Origin of the sequence: Anaerococcus sp. NML200574, from assembly GCF_026131665.1 — a bacterium.
GTDB classification, from domain to species: Bacteria; Bacillota; Clostridia; order Tissierellales; family Peptoniphilaceae; genus Anaerococcus; species Anaerococcus kampingae.
This window is the reverse complement of the sequence record NZ_JAMXSM010000010.1, coordinates 41,662-57,317: the sequence shown is the minus strand read 5'-3', so window position 1 is coordinate 57,317 and position 15,656 is coordinate 41,662. Positions and strand designations below refer to the sequence as shown.

14 protein-coding genes and 1 pseudogene are annotated in these 15,656 nt (G+C 35.0%); 14 read left to right on the top strand and 1 reads right to left on the bottom strand.

All coding sequences use genetic code 11. The features are described from left to right. The 9 genes and pseudogenes from tuf to NH286_RS06000 form a co-directional block, all read left to right on the top strand. Positions 1–128 (top strand): annotated as a pseudogene (tuf, locus tag NH286_RS06040) (elongation factor Tu); the annotation flags it as partial. 218 nt (positions 129–346) lie between these two features. Continuing rightward, positions 347–568: a hypothetical protein gene (locus tag NH286_RS06035; protein ID WP_265237615.1), complete on the top strand. Its 222-nt coding sequence runs from the start codon at positions 347–349 to the stop codon at positions 566–568. Positions 569–600: 32 nt separating this feature from the next. Then, positions 601–1,413 carry a hypothetical protein gene (locus tag NH286_RS06030; protein ID WP_265237613.1) on the top strand — a complete coding sequence of 271 codons (813 nt, stop codon included), beginning with the start codon at positions 601–603 and terminating at the stop codon, positions 1,411–1,413. After that, a complete protein-coding gene (locus NH286_RS06025; RefSeq protein WP_265237612.1) occupies positions 1,394–1,990 on the top strand; it encodes a response regulator transcription factor in 597 nt (198 codons plus the stop codon). The genes NH286_RS06030 and NH286_RS06025 overlap by 20 nt, the downstream gene beginning before the upstream one ends. A 151-nt stretch (positions 1,991–2,141) precedes the next feature. Further along, positions 2,142–4,397: a formate C-acetyltransferase gene (gene pflB, locus NH286_RS06020; RefSeq protein ID WP_265237610.1), complete on the top strand. Its 2,256-nt coding sequence runs from the start codon at positions 2,142–2,144 to the stop codon at positions 4,395–4,397. A 129-nt stretch (positions 4,398–4,526) separates the two neighbouring features. Then, positions 4,527–5,243: a pyruvate formate-lyase-activating protein gene (gene pflA / locus NH286_RS06015; RefSeq protein WP_265237608.1), complete on the top strand. Its 717-nt coding sequence runs from the start codon at positions 4,527–4,529 to the stop codon at positions 5,241–5,243. A 9-nt stretch (positions 5,244–5,252) separates the two neighbouring features. Further along, complete coding sequence (locus NH286_RS06010; RefSeq protein WP_265237606.1) at positions 5,253–5,924, top strand: Crp/Fnr family transcriptional regulator; 672 nt, start codon at positions 5,253–5,255, stop codon at positions 5,922–5,924. 27 nt (positions 5,925–5,951) lie between these two features. Then, positions 5,952–6,764, top strand: a complete 813-nt coding sequence (locus NH286_RS06005) for a putative ABC transporter permease (RefSeq protein ID WP_265237604.1) — start codon at positions 5,952–5,954, stop codon at positions 6,762–6,764. 64 nt (positions 6,765–6,828) lie between these two features. After that, entirely contained in the window at positions 6,829–8,166 is a 1,338-nt protein-coding gene (locus NH286_RS06000) for a hypothetical protein (protein WP_265237602.1), read from the top strand. Between the two features lie 63 nt (positions 8,167–8,229). Here NH286_RS06000 and NH286_RS05995 read toward each other — a convergent pair whose 3' ends face one another. Continuing rightward, positions 8,230–10,941 (bottom strand): ATP-binding cassette domain-containing protein, encoded by a 2,712-nt coding sequence (locus NH286_RS05995; protein WP_265237600.1) that lies wholly within the window; start codon positions 10,939–10,941, stop codon positions 8,230–8,232. A 105-nt stretch (positions 10,942–11,046) separates the two neighbouring features. Here NH286_RS05995 and NH286_RS05990 point away from each other — a divergent pair, with 105 nt between their 5' ends. The 5 genes from NH286_RS05990 (at position 11,047) to NH286_RS05970 (ending at position 15,526) form a co-directional block, all read left to right on the top strand. After that, positions 11,047–11,664 carry a class I SAM-dependent methyltransferase gene (locus NH286_RS05990; RefSeq protein WP_265237598.1) on the top strand — a complete coding sequence of 206 codons (618 nt, stop codon included), beginning with the start codon at positions 11,047–11,049 and terminating at the stop codon, positions 11,662–11,664. A 24-nt stretch (positions 11,665–11,688) separates the two neighbouring features. After that, entirely contained in the window at positions 11,689–12,696 is a 1,008-nt protein-coding gene (locus NH286_RS05985) for a hypothetical protein (protein WP_265237596.1), read from the top strand. 64 nt (positions 12,697–12,760) lie between these two features. Next, positions 12,761–13,921 carry a nucleotide sugar dehydrogenase gene (locus NH286_RS05980; RefSeq protein WP_265237594.1) on the top strand — a complete coding sequence of 387 codons (1,161 nt, stop codon included), beginning with the start codon at positions 12,761–12,763 and terminating at the stop codon, positions 13,919–13,921. A gap of 4 nt (positions 13,922–13,925) precedes the next feature. Continuing rightward, positions 13,926–14,603 (top strand): hydrolase, encoded by a 678-nt coding sequence (locus tag NH286_RS05975; protein ID WP_106459870.1) that lies wholly within the window; start codon positions 13,926–13,928, stop codon positions 14,601–14,603. After that, positions 14,603–15,526 (top strand): P1 family peptidase, encoded by a 924-nt coding sequence (locus tag NH286_RS05970; RefSeq protein ID WP_265237591.1) that lies wholly within the window; start codon positions 14,603–14,605, stop codon positions 15,524–15,526. Before NH286_RS05975 ends, NH286_RS05970 begins: the two co-directional genes overlap by 1 nt. Positions 15,527–15,656: the final 130 nt, after the last annotated feature.

Sequence of the window (15,656 nt, the reverse complement as noted above, 5' to 3'; positions counted from 1 at the left end):
CAGGAGACAACGCAACATTCAAGATCACACTTCAAAAGCCAATCGCTCTAGAAGAAGGTCTAAGATTCGCTGTTCGTGAAGGTGGTAGAACAGTAGCATCAGGAGTTGTTTCTAAGATAGTTAAATAATCCCATTTGGTGATTAATTTACAACAATTTCAATAAATTTAAAAAGACAAGCTTCAGGGCTTGTCTTTTTTTAATCATTAATTATGCAGAAATGTCCCATATATATAATTAACAAATAGCGATAAGATAATACTAAGAAAAGAAAGGAGTACACCTTATATATTTTAAAGCTAAATATATAAATTTACTATGAAAGCTTGTAACTAGGAGCATTTGAAATGAAAAAAAGTGGAATAATTATATATATTCTTACCATAGCAATATTGGCAAGTCTAACTATTATATGTATACCTAAAGCTTTTACAGGAAAAATAATTTATATTATTTATACTATATTTTTCCTAGGACTGACATTAATAACAGGTATGATGTTTAGAAAGTATAAGCAATTAATAAATGATAAGGAAGAGATGGGTGACATAAACTCATATTTTGATTAATTTATTATTTATATGAATGTAGGAGTATGAATTTGAAGAAAAATACTGGGATTTTAATTTATTTTATATTTACAACTTTATTAGGCTTTATTACAGTACTCATGATCCCTTTTGCTTTATATAAAGATGAATGGTTTTTATATATAATTATATTAATTTTGATTTTTTCAATCTTTTTATCAGGTTTTATGCTAAAAAAGTATAAGGATATATTAAGATTCTATGATATTGCATATTACATTGCAAATGAAAGAGAAGAATTTGCAAGAATAATTCATGATGAAATTATTCAGGATTTATATAGTATTATCAATAATTTAAGTCTAAGTAAGGCTGATATTGATTTAAGCAGAGAAATTACTAGAAATTTAGAAAAGAAATCACGTAATATAATGATGCAATATAGAAATTCCTTATTGGATGAAGTAGATATTTTAGATAATTTTAGAAGTATAGTATATGATCTTGAAAATTTATTTCCCAATAAGCACTATAGTACTGAAATGGATATATTGTTAGATGAAAATAAGTTAGACAATAAGGATAAACTAAGGATATTAATAATTATTAGTAAGGAGCTATTAAATAATATTTATAAACATTCCAATGGTTATAAAATAGAATTTAGAATCTATATAGCTGATGATGGTTATAAAATTGAAATAGTAAGCGATGGAGCGAATGAAGAAGACTATCATAACATTCTTAACTCAAAATCAGGAATTCTTTTTATTAAATTTTTAGTGGATTCAAATGGTGGTAGTATTGATTATTTTTATGAAGATGGAATCTTAAAAACGAAAGTATTTATTAAAGGTGATGGAATTGAAAATAATTTTACTTGATGATCATAAAATATTTGGTGAAAGCTTATCAAGACTATTAGAAGAAAAATCTGAAATTTCAGTATGTTCATACACTAACGATGTTAGTAAATTATTTAAGTTATTAGATGAGAATATTTATGATATATGTCTTATTGATTTAAGTCTAAATAATTCAAATTCAGGTTTTGATGTATTAAAAAGATTGAATAATGAAAATAATTGTATAAAAAAAGTAATCCTATCATCATATAATAATCCTATATATAAAAATAATGCGTATAAATTAGGGGCTGATGCATATTTTACAAAATCAATTGACGTTGATTTCTTGTTAGAAAACCTTAAATTAATATGTGATGGAAAATACAATAGAGTTGATAATTTATATAAAGATCTTTTAACAAGAAGAGAAAAAGAAGTCCTAAAGGAAATAATTAAAGGTAAGAAAAATTCGGATATAGCAAAAGAACTTTTTATTAGTGAAAGGACCCTATATCATCATATAGAAAGTATTTATGATAAGCTTAAAGTAGACAATAAAGTTGATTTATACTCTAAGGCTATTGAGCTTGGCTATATCGAACCAATAATTTAAAATCTAAAAACTATTTTTAAAGACATGCTTCAGGGCTTGTCTTTTTTTTATGGCCAAGTGACCAAGGTCACATACAAGAAAACTTTTTCCATATATAATATAGTCAGAAAATAAAAAAGCTTAGCTTTTAAAAAATATATTAGGAGGAAGTATGGAAAAATTAGCATACGATGGATTTAAGGGACAGAAGTGGAAGGATGAGATTAACGTTCGTGATTTTATCCAAGAAAACTACACACCTTATGAGGGAAGTGATGAATTTTTAGCTGGTAAGAGTGAAAAAACAAGGAAACTGTTTGACCAAGTAGAAGAATTAATTAATAAAGAAATAAGAGATTCTTACAGAAATGCAGATACAAGCAAGTTTTCTTCTATAGATGGGTTTGACGCAGGCTATATTGACAAGGAAAACGAAGTTATAGTTGGTCTGCAAACTGATGAAGTTCTTAAAAGAATAGTTAACCCTTATGGTGGCTACAGGATGGTTGAGCAATCTCTTGAAGCTTATGGTCAAGAGATGGATCCTGTTCAAGCTAAGTATTTTAAAGAATTTAGAAAAACTCATAATGAGGGTGTTTTCGATGCCTATACAAAGGATATGAGAAAGGCAAGAACTGTGGGACTTTTGACAGGTTTGCCAGATGCCTATGGTCGTGGAAGAATAATAGGTGATTATAGAAGAGTTGCCCTATATGGTATTGATAGGTTAATAGATGAAAAGAAAAAAGACCTAGACAAGATAGAAATAGATGAAACAAATTTAGAAGCAACTATAAGACTAAGAGAAGAAGTAAGTGAGCAAATCAGAGCCTTAGGAAAAATTAAAAATATGGCGGCTAAATATGGCGTAGATATTTCAAAACCAGCTACAGATGCTAGGGAAGCTGCACAATTTTTATACTTTGGCTACCTAGCAGCTGTTAAGGAAAACAATGGCGCTGCCATGTCAATTGGTAGAAATGCAGGTTTCTTAGATATTTATATCAAAAGAGATATGGATATGGGTATCCTAGATGAGTTTGGTGCTCAAGAAATAATAGACCAACTTGTTATCAAACTAAGACTTGTTCGCCATCTAAGAACTCCAGACTATGATGAAGTTTTCGGAGGAGACCCAACTTGGGTAACAGAATCAATTGGTGGTATGGGTCTAGATGGAAGGACTCTTGTTACAAAGACAGCCTTTAGATACCTAAATACCCTAATAAATCTAGGATCTGCTCCAGAACCAAACATGACGATTCTTTGGGCTGAAAAACTTCCTGAAGGTTGGAAGAAGTTTTGTTCTAAGGTTTCAATTCTTACAGATTCTATCCAATACGAAAATGACGACTTGATGAGAAATATGTATGGGGATGACTATGCCATAGCTTGCTGTGTATCAGCCATGGAAGTGGGCAAGGAAATGCAATTTTTCGGAGCCCGTGCTAACCTTGCAAAATCATTGCTATATTCAATAAATGGAGCAGTTGATGAAAAGAAAAGGAATAAGGATGGCAGCCTAATAAGAGTCTTTGATGATATTGAGCCAATCACTACTGAATATCTAGACTATGATCAAGTCCTCACAAATTATAAGAAAGTCTTATCAGAATTAGCAGGACTTTATGTTAAAACCCTAAATGTTATCCACTTTATGCATGACAAATACGCTTATGAAGCTGGACAAATGGCCCTTCATGATACCTATGTAAAGAGGAATCTTGCGACAGGAGTGGCTGGACTTTCAATAGTAGCTGATTCCCTATCTGCAATAAAATATGCCAAAGTTAAAGCAGTAAGGGATGAAAATGGAATAGCTGTAGACTTTGAAACTGAGGGAGACTTCCCTAAATATGGCAATGATGATGATAGGGTAGATGAAATAGCTGTAGAAATATTAACCTACTTTAGCAATGAGCTTAAAAAACACGCAACCTATAAAAATTCTAAGATAACCCTATCAGCCTTAACCATAACATCAAATGTAATGTATGGTAAGAAAACTGGATCAACACCAGATGGAAGAAAGGCAGGAGAAGCCTTTGCACCAGGTGCAAACCCAATGCATGGTAGGGATGAGTCAGGTGCACTAGCAAGTCTAAACTCAGTAGCTAAGCTTCCTTACGAATGTGTATGTGAAGATGGCATTTCAAATACCTTCTCTATAGTGCCAGATGCCCTAGGTAAGGAAGAAGAGGTAAGGATAGAAAATCTAGTAAATATAATGGATGGCTACTTCGGCCAAGACGCCTTCCACCTAAATGTAAACGTCCTACAAAGGGAAAAATTACTAGATGCCTACCATAACCCAGATAAATATCCAAACTTAACAATCAGAGTGTCAGGATATGCTGTTCACTTTAACAGGCTCACAGATGAGCAAAAGAGAGAAGTCCTAGAAAGAACCTTCCATCAAACAAGATAGGAAAATATTTTAAAAATAAATGTAAGGGGGACTCAGTAGAGTCCCTTGGACTTTTCTTTTATAAGATAAGTAGATTTTACTATATACAAGAGAAATAATTTTAAATAAGGATAATTTTAAGGAGTTTATATGAAAGTTCATTCTATAGAAACAATGGGACTAGTTGATGGACCTGGGATTAGGACTGTATTTTTCCTATCAGGTTGCCCTTTAAGATGTGCTTTTTGTCACAATCCCGACACCCAATCTCCTACTTTTGGTAGGGAATTTAGCCTGGATGAATTGGTAAAGATGGCCCTTAGGATGAAACCTTATTATAAAAATGGAGGCGGCGTTACCTTATCAGGTGGTGAGCCTCTTTTTAGTGGAGAATTTGTCCTTGATGCCATAAGAGCTCTTCATAAGGAAGGAATCCATGTGGCAATTGACACTTCAGGTATAGGAAATCCAAAATATAATAGGGATATAGTAAGGGAAGCTGACCTCATTATCCTTGATATAAAACACTATGACCCTTACTTTTTTAAGGCCCTTACAGGAATTGACCAAAAGCCTCTTCGCGAATTTATGAAACTAATAGAAGACTCTTCTACCAGGATTTGGATTAGGCATGTAATGATGCCTTTTGTGACAGATACAAAAGATGATATGGAAAAACTTATCGAATTTATATCTCCCCTCAAGAAGAATATTGATAAGTTTGAAATTTTGCCTTACCATACCATGGGTGTTGATAAATACAAGCTTTTGGGCAAGGATTATAGGCTTAAAAATATGGAGCCAATGGATAAGGATAAGGCCAAGGCTCTTGAAAAATATGCTAGAGATATGATAAAATCCATATAGGAGTAATATATGGATAGGAATGAAATAAAAATTTTGTCATATCTTGATGAAAAAGAATTAAATAGCTTTCGAATAAGGCCTCAAGTCTTAGAATATAGGAAGGGAGATATCATATTTTCCTTCGGTGATGAGCCTAATTTTATGTATGTTATCATAGAGGGTTTTGTAAAAATTTCTATGTATCTTACAGATGGAAGGGAGCAGATTTTGTATACTTACAAGAAGGATGATTTCGTAGGGGCTCATAATCTATTGACTGATGAGAATTATTTATATGAGGCCACAGCCCTTGATAAGACAAGGGTTCTTCTTATATCAAAAATTGATTTTGATAATATTTTAAAAAAGAACAATGACATCCTACTTAAGATTTTGGACCAATCCTTTAGGAGGATTAGGAGGAGTGAAGAGCTTATTGATAGGCTGGTTGGCCTAAATGCTGATATGAAGGTGGCCAAGCTCTTACTTGATCTGGCCTATGATATAGGTGTTGTCAAAAAGGATGGAGTTTTGATTAGATCCCACCTAAGCCGTGAGGAACTTGGCTCTTATTCGGGAGTTGTAAGGGAGACCCTATCTAGGAAACTTTCTAGCTTTGAAGATAGGGGTCTTATCAAAATTATTGCTAGGGGCAAGATTTTAATTACAAATATAGAAGCTCTAGAAAAGATGACTTCATAATTTATATAAATAAGGGGAGATGATTTTATGAATTATTACATAGGATATTTTTTTGTCTATGCCTTTATCGGTTGGATAATGGAGGTGGCCTTTCAAGGTGTCCACAGGGGTAGGTTTATCAATAGGGGCTTTCTTAATGGACCCTTATGCCCAATTTATGGCTTTGGAGCCCTGGGAGTTATTTATTTTTTAACAGATATAGCAAAGACTAACAAATTAATTTTATTCTTTGGATCTGTCTTTATTGCTACAGCCTTAGAGCTTGTTGGGGGCTTTTTACTTGAGAAAATCTTTCATAAGAAGTGGTGGGACTATTCCGGTATGCGATTTAATCTTGGCGGCTACATATGCCTTGAATTTTCAATACTTTGGGGCCTAGCTTGTTTTGTCTTATATGAGGCAGTTCATCCTATGGTTGTAAGGTTTTTTACATTCTTGCATCCTAAATTTATTTTTTATACCAATCTTATCTTACTCATAATTTTTGCTATAGACCTTGCCCAAACTATCCTCACCCTTGTCGGCTTAAATAAGAAATTTAAGAAGCTAGAAGCAGCTAGCAAGGATATTAGGGAAGTTTCTGATGATATTGGTAAGCGTGTCTATGATAGGACTATGGCTATAAAAGAAAAGGGCGAAGAGATTTCTGAAAGACCTGAAATCAAAGAACTTGAAGGAAAAAGAGCCAAGGTTCGCTCTAATCTTAAAGACCTTGAGAGCAAACGAGCTAAGCTTCGTGCAGATTTAATAAGTAAATTTGATAAGATGGGTGAGAGAAGAATTATAAAAGCCTTCCCTAACTTATTAGATGATTTGCTTGATAAGATAGATAAGAAATAAGCTTAAAACTATAATATCTTTGAAAAATAGGCAAAAACAAGTATTATTGTAGGATGGAGGAATTATGAACAAGAAAACAATAACGATAATGCTTGCCTATGTAGGAGTCTTAACTGGAGCAGGACTTGCATCTGGTCAAGAACTCATGCAATATTTTGTATCCTTAGGGATTTCAGGCATGGTCGGCATATCTATAGTAGCAGTTTTACATATGCTCATAGGTGGCGTCCTACTTATCCTAGGAAGTCATTATCTAGCAACAGACCATTCAGATGTTTTTAGCAAGATAACCAACCAAGTTATTTCGAAATTTATGGACTTTTCTCTTATATTTACCTGTTTTGTAATAGGTTTTGTAATGATAGCAGGGGCAGGTTCTAACCTTAACCAGGCCTTTGGAGTAAATATAAATGTCGGTAGGGTAATATGTGCCTTAATGATTGTAATAATCGGCATGATGGACTTTGATAAGGTTAGTAAGATAATCGGATCATTTACACCTTTTATTGTCGTACTTAGCCTAATTGGGGGAATCTATACCTTTACAACAGCTGATATTAATTGGCAAGAACTTGATAATTTCGCAAGGACTCTACCATCAAATTTCAACTCACTTAGCCTTACAGTTTTAAACTATTTTGGTATGTGCCTGATGACAGCTGTATCAATGGGATTTGTCCTAGGTGGAGATGAACTTGCAAGCGAAGATGCAGGCAGGGGCGGCCTTTTAGGAGGAGCCATAGCTGGAATCATGGGTATAATCATTGCCTTTACCTTATTTATCAGGATAGAAGATGTTTACAGTCTTGATATACCGATGCTTGAAATAATCAAGGAAATCAATCCTTACCTTGGAATCTTCATGGCCCTTATAATTTTTGGCATGATTTTTAATACAGGAATTTCCCTATTTTATGCTCTTGCCAGAAGATTTTCAAAGGGAGAGGAAAAGAGATTTAGGCTAATGCTTATAGGCCTTACCCTAGTAGGATTTATCCTATCTTTTGCAGGCTTTAAAAAGCTAGTTTCCATATTTTATCCAATAATCGGCTATGTGGGAATCTTTATGATAGGCCTTTTAGTTTATGCATACTTTAAGGAAAGACAAGAAATCAAAAAAGAATCCCTAAAAAGAGTCGGAATTAAGCACTATATGAGAAAGAAGCTTGACGAAGATGTAGAATTTACAGAAAATGATGAGTTTAGGCTCAAAAGGTTAATAAGTTCTTCTCATATAGACAATAAGGAAATGCTCGAAAAGGCAGAAGAAACTGTACAAGAAGAAATCGACGCTGAAAATGAAGATTATGATATAGAAGATGCCAAAGAAGACATTTCAGATCTTAAAGAAGAGATTAGTAAACTAAAAGAAGAAATTGACCTTCTTAAAGAAGGCAAATAAAAAGAAGCTTAAGCTGGTGGCCCAACCCTTATTTGGGTTGGGACCACCGGTTTGGCTTCTTTTTTATTCAGCAGATAAGGCTTCCACTGGGTCCTTGTTTGCAGCTATCCTTGATGGGATGAGCCCTGCTATTAGGCTTAAGGCTACTGAGATTAGGATTAAGATAAGGGCTGCTTCTAGAGGAAGTTTTGCTCCGATATCAGCAAATCCTGACATTTTTACCATTATCCTTGTTATAAAGATATTTAAAATATAGGATAGGCCGACTCCTATGAGACCTGATAAGAGGCCTATTATCATGGTTTCTGCCATAAAGACCTTGTAGATATCTTTTTTGCTAGCACCGATTGCCCTTAATATTCCAATTTCTTTGGTTCTTTCAAAGACTGAGATATAGGTGATAATTCCAATCATGATTGATGAAACTATTAGGGAAACTCCCACAAAGGCTATGAGTATATAGGAAATTGCTCCAATTATATCTGTGATAGACTTTGAAATTATCCCGATTAGGTCGGTAAAGGAGATTTGATTTTCAATATCTTTTCCTTGGTTATATTCGTCGATAAAGACTTTGACCTTGTCCCTATTTTCAAAATTGTCTACATAAATCGAAATCTTTGATGGATTTTTTTCTTCTATATAGCCTAGGTTTTCCAGGTTTTTCTTGTAGGAAAAGTCTTTTAGGAAGTCATCGTAGATTTCAAGGAAGGTATTTTTATCATCTTCTTTTAAAAGATAATCTACCATTTGCTTGTTATTCTGAGACTCGTTTGGACTAGCAAGACCCTTGCCTACCATGGCAAGTTTTTTGCTTTCCTCTTGCATTTTCTTCACCAAATCTTCCTTATTTTGAAGAATCCATCCATTGACCCTTGCAAGGTCAGTTTCGGTTAAATTATTTAGGTAGTCCTTACTTTGCTTTATTTTTTCATCGTCATTTGCTGCCCTAAATTTTAGGCCGTTTAGGACATTGGTATCTTGGTTTTCTATTTGTTTTTTGATAATCTCCTGATTATTTACATAGGCAATCATATCCTTGGTAAAGCCCTCCGTATAGGCTAGGGGAGTTTGGATTATCCTATTGTCATCATCCTTTGTCTTTTTTGCTATGCCTACGATTTTAAGGGTCTTGGCGTCTTTGATTTTCTCATCTACTTTTGCCTGATTCTCCTTAATAGATACAAAGTTATTGCCTTCTTTTTCGTAATAATCGGAAGGGCTTAGGATTTTATATTCCTTGCCGAGGATTTCTTTTGAATCTAGACTGACCTTTTTGATGTCAACTTTTTTCTTATCATCCAAACCTTTTAAGATATCTTCATATTCTTTTTTTGGAAGAAAGCCTAATTCATAAAATTTGGACCTTAGGATCTGATTGTTGTAGTCGGTGAAAAGGATTAGTTCACTAGGATTTTCTGGCCAATGACCTGCTACAATTTCATATTCATCCTTGACCATAGGGGAGATTTGTCCATCCTTTGTAGTAATTAGTTGGGATATATTTGGGTTTTGCTTAGAAGCTCCAAAGGCAAATAGAAAATTAAAACCAGCAGGTCTTGAATTTTCAAAATCAGATCCATCTGTATTTACAAGCTCTCCCTTAGGGTCCTTTGTGAAGATATCAAATTTACCATCGTAGGTGTAGGAGATAAAGTGGTTTCCGACTTCATTAGATAATTTTTGGTCATTAGCCTCTAAGTATGACTTGAATTTCTCAAGGTCATTTTCTAAGCCGTTGCCAGAAAGCTTGGACCTATTTTTAAGGCCTATGTCATTTGATGCGACCTTGCTTTGATCTGTATTTTTATTTTTATCTTCTCCCATTTGGCCAAGGGAAGCTAAGTCGACTGAGCTTTTCTCAATTTCTATAGGATAGGATTTGAGGGCATTTTTCTGGTTTTCTTCGATAAATACGCTTGCACCATTTGAAATGGATAAGATTAGAGCAATCCCTATTATCCCGATTGACCCAGCAAAGGCTGTAAGGAGGGTCCTGGCTTTTTTATTTAAAAGATTATTAAAAGAAAGGCCTAGGGCTGTCTTAAGCTTAAGGGCAATCTTAGAAATCTTGAAATTATCGGATGTATCAGTATCCTCGTAAGGATTTGAATCTGATATAATTTGACCATCTTTGATACCGATTATTCTTGTTGAATACTCTTCGGCAAGGGACTGGTTGTGGGTTACCATGATTACAAGCTTATCCTTAGCAATTTCCTTTAAAAGGTCCATGATAGCAAGGGATGTTTCGCTATCAAGGGCACCTGTAGGCTCATCTGCCAGAAGGATTTGTGGGTCATTTACTAGAGCCCTGGCAATGGCGACACGCTGCATCTGTCCCCCTGAAAGCTCTGATGGCTTTTTGTGGATGTGGTCTTTAAGGCCGACTCTTTCAAGGGCCTTGATGGCCTTTTCTTTCATATTGGCAGTATCCTTATTAGATAGGGTGAGGGAAAGAATTACATTATCAAGGACAGATTGGTGGGAAATTAGGTTGTAGGATTGGAAGATAAAACCTATCCTGACATTCCTATAGTAGTCCCAGTCCTTGTCGGTAAATTTCTTTGTCGACCTGCCATCTATAATTAAATCACCTTCATCATAGCGCATAAGACCGCTAATTATATTAAGGAGGGTAGTCTTGCCACCTCCAGACTGGCCTAAGATTGAAACAAATTCATTTTCTCTAAATGAGATAGACACGCCATCAAGGGCTTTCTGAGAAAAGCCCTGAGTGTGGTAAATTTTTGATATATTTTTAAGTTTTAACATATTTTTCCTTTCTGGTCTATTATACATTTTTTCAAACCTATGCAAAGGAGTATAATCTAAGCAAAAAGTACTTATAATAAGTAAATGTTAAACTTGGAGGAGACAATGCTAGATAATACAGGCTTTGACTTATGGGCGAAAACTTTTGATCAGACAGTCAAGGAAACTGATGATGAAAAGTCCTATCCCTTTGCCGGTTATAAGGAAATTATAAATGAGATTTATAAGAGGATTTTAAATTCTAAAGTTCATAGGGTATTAGACCTGGGCTTTGGAACAGGAAGGCTAGCTCATGCCTTATATGACCAGGGTCTTGAAATTTTCGGTCAAGATTTTTCAGAAGAGATGCTAAGGCTAGCTAAAGATAAGATGCCAAAAGCAAATTTATACTTGGGAAATCTTGCTGATGGCCTAGCTAGTGGTTTGATTGATAAAAAATATGATGCCATTGTTGGAACATATTCCCTCCACCATTTGGATGATAAGGAGAAAGTAGTCCTCATAAAGTTTTTACTTACTCTCCTTAATGATGGCGGAAAAATATATATTGGTGATGTGACCTTTGAAAGCCGTAGGGATTTGGACGCTTGCAAGAGAGAAGCGGAAAAATATTGGGATGATGATGAGATTTATTTTGTATATGATGAAATAAAAAAATCCTTTCCTGATATAAACTTTGAAAAATTTTCCTTTTGCGCAGGTCTTTTGACTCTTGCTAAATAAATTTAAGAAAAATAGAAAGATGATATGGGCGATATAATAATTATAGGGACTGACCTAAAAGATTTTAAGAAATTACAAGTAAATACAAGGTTTTATAAGTCTTTGGGTGCTGATTATATAATTTTAAGGCTCTCTGATAAGCTTAATGAGGCAGGGATAAAAGAACTTTTTAATCTTAATGATTATTATAATAAGCAAGGTCTGGGGCTCGGCCTAGGCTTCGACCTTAGGGATTTGATGGCAGCTTTACTTTCTAAACCTGCTTCAGCCATTGATTTTTCTGATCCGAAAATTAGAAAAAGCCTTTATCATTTTATTGAATATTTAATTAAGCATGGGATTTCATTTTTAAATTTAGAAGGTCTGGAAAATTTAAAAAGTTCTAGTTTGGGACTTTTTGAAGCTATAAGAGAGCTTAACAAAAATACCTTTTTTAATAAGGAAATTACAAGCCTTGGAACCTTTAAAAATCAGAATCTAAGTATGAGGTCCCTATCAAATCCCAAGCTTCCTGGCCTAAGCCTAATTGGCTATGATGGGCAGGTAAGAGATTTACTTAAGCTTAGTTTAAATTTTAGGGAAACTGGGTCTGGACTTTGTTTGACTTATTCAAATTTTTGGCAGGATGGAATTAATTACCGAAATTATCCAATCTATGCTAAGAGGATGATTTACATGACCTTATTTTTCCTGAAATCTAGCCTTTATGTAAATGAGAGTGATTTAGATTTTGATGATGTGATATTTTTACGAAAGCTATTTGATCTTAAAAGCAAAATCGCTAGGGTAAGAGGCCTTAGGAAAATTCTCCCAAAAGAATCTGAAATTATAGCCTTTATTAGGCAGCAAGATGACGAAAAGATTTTATTCTTAGCAAATAAGGGCCAAAATGAAGTCTTAATTGATATAGGCTACCAGGTTATGGATTACAAAAAATATAAATATTTGCTAGGTTCTTATACATCAAGGAGTCTTTATAGAAATATCCTCTTAAGACCCTACGAAGCTGTCGCTTTTATAAGGTCTAAATAATTGTAAAAGTCGCTAAATATTGTAAAATCTAATATAGATAAGTCAGGAGACATCAGGAGGAAATATGAAAATTGTTGTACTTGGCATGGGCTATGTGGGCCTTTCAAATGCTATTTTGCTAGCTCAATCAGAAGAGGTGGTTGGGGTAGATATAAGTAAAGAAAAAGTTGACCTTATCAATAACAATATATCACCAATTAAGGATGATTACATAGAAAACTATCTTAAGAACAAAGAATTAAATCTAGTGGCAAAGACTAGTGGAGTAGATGATTTTAAGGACAGCGACCTAGTAATCCTTGCTCTTCCTACAAATTATGATGAGGAGGAATCTTATTTTGACACATCTTTCTTAGACGATGCTATAAAGGAGATTAAGGCTATAAGGAAAGACTTGCCAATTCTTATAAAATCAACTATACCAATAGGCTACACCAAAAAAATAAATGACTTATATGGATGTGACAATATAATATTTTCGCCAGAATTTTTAAGAGAGGGCAGGGCACTTTACGATTCTTTGAATCCTTCTAGGATTATTGTTTCAAATGAAGGGGGCTTTGGAGAGAAAATCGGAAGTCTTTATAAGAAAGAAGCCCTAAATGACCCAGAACTTATTCTTATGGGCTCAAGCGAGGCTGAGGCTGTAAAGCTATTTGCCAATACTTACCTTGCCCTAAGGGTGGCCTTTTTTAATGAGCTAGACTCCTTTAGCTTGGCCAAGGGACTTGACTCTAAAAATATTATAAGGGGTGTGTCAGCTGATCCAAGGATTGGAGACCATTACAATAACCCATCTTTTGGTTATGGTGGTTATTGCTTGCCAAAGGATACCAAGCAGCTTTATGCTAACTTTGCCGGCATACCAAATGCCTTATTTAAGGCAATTATTGATTCCAATGATATCAGAAAAGATTATTTAAGCAGAGACATTATGGATAAGAAGCCAAAATTAATCGGCATTTATAGGCTAGTTATGAAAAAGGGTTCAGATAATTTTAGAAAGTCTGCCATCTTTGATGTGATTGAAAATCTCAAAAAAGAGGGAGCAAATTTAATTATATATGAGCCAAATATTGACGGCGATGATTTTGAAGGCATGAAGGTCGTTAATAATTTAGAAGAATTTAAAAAGGCAGACCTAATCTTAGCAAATAGGCTTGAAGACGAGCTTATAGATGTAAGAGAAAGGGTCTACACTAGAGATTTATTTAACAGGGATTAATATTATGACAGATAAAAAATTCGTACCCGAGGTACATTCTAAACTTAGAAAATCATTTATATCAGTGCCAGAAGAAATCTATAAGGCAAGTGGGATTAAGATTTTTGATAAGAGAATTAAGTCTCTGCTCTTTACGACAGACCTTGCAATAATTAGAAATTCAAATGCCGACTCAATTATGGCAGTATATCCATACACACCCCTTAATTCTATAACAGAATCTATAATTTCAATTGCAAGCGTGCCTTGCTTTATAGGAGTGGGTGGGGGAACAACTCAAGGGCCAAGGTCAAGGGCGATAGCCTATTATGCTGAGCTTGCAGGAGCCTATGGAGTGGTAGTAAATGGGCCAATTCCTCACGAAGATATAGAAGAGATTTCTAAATTTGTAGACATACCAGTCATAGCCACTGTGACATCCCTTAAGGATGATTACAAGGCTAAAATTGCGGCAGGAGCTGAGATTTTAAATGTATCAGGGGGCAAGTATACAGCAGATTTAGTTGCCCACATTAGGGCTGATATTGGAGATAAGTTTCCAATAATTGCCACTGGTGGTAAGGACGGCAAATCCATCCTAGAGACCATCGAAGCTGGGGCAAATGCCATCTCCTACACTCCACCTTCATCATCAGATGTCTTTGGTTCAATGATGGATAAGTATAGAAACGAGGATATCTGATGTATGGTGGACATTTTACTGATGTTGGAAATATCAAATTAGGTCACGCCCAAGACTTAGATGGAGGAACAGGCCTAAGCATAATCCTTCCAGATCCAGGTAATACTGCAGGAGTCGATGTAAGGGGAGGGGCGCCAGGTACAAGGGAGACTGACCTATTAAATCCTCTAAACCAAGTTTCAGAGCTAAGCGGCCTTATCCTTTCAGGAGGGTCTGCCTATGGACTTGAGGCTTCCTCGGCTTTGATGAAAATCCTTGAAAAGGAAGGGATTGGTTTTAATGTAGGTGTGGGAGTCGTGCCAATAATTAGCCAGGCGGTTTTATTTGACCTAGCCTATAAAAGTTCTAAGGCAAGACCAAATGCAGCCATGACACAAGAGGCTTATGATAATGCTACCTATGAAGATAAGAGCCAGGGACTAGTTGGAGCAGGGACTGGAGCAACAGTTGCCAAGGGACTTGGGCCAGACCACTTGATGAAATCAGGACTTGGCCAAGCTTCAATAAAAAGGGGAGACCTAGTTGTATCTGCAATCTTGGCTGTAAATGCCTTTGGAGATATTTATGATTACAATAAGGGCCTTCAAATTGCAGGACCAATTATAGATGGCAAGATGGTCAAAACCATGGATTACCTAGACCAAATCCTAGGCTCTTTTGCTGATATCAAGCCAACTAACACAACAATTGGGGCAGTAGCAACCAATGCGACCTTTACTAAGACTGAGCTTACAAAAATAGCCGGCATGGCCCATGATGGCTATGCTAGATCGATTAATCCAGTCCACACAATGATGGATGGGGATACAATATTCTCCTTAGCTACCAATAAAATCAAGGCAGATATTAACCTGGTTGGTGCCTTGGCAGCTGATGTCATGAGCAAAGCCATTGCCAATGCTATTTATAGCATAGGAGAATAGAAAATTAATTCTGATAATCAAGAGGCTAGGAAATCCTAGTCTTTTTCTTTGCCTATAAATTGACAAGATTAGCTTATATTTACTTAAATAGTATAATATATATGTATTATAATATATCTTATAAAATTAT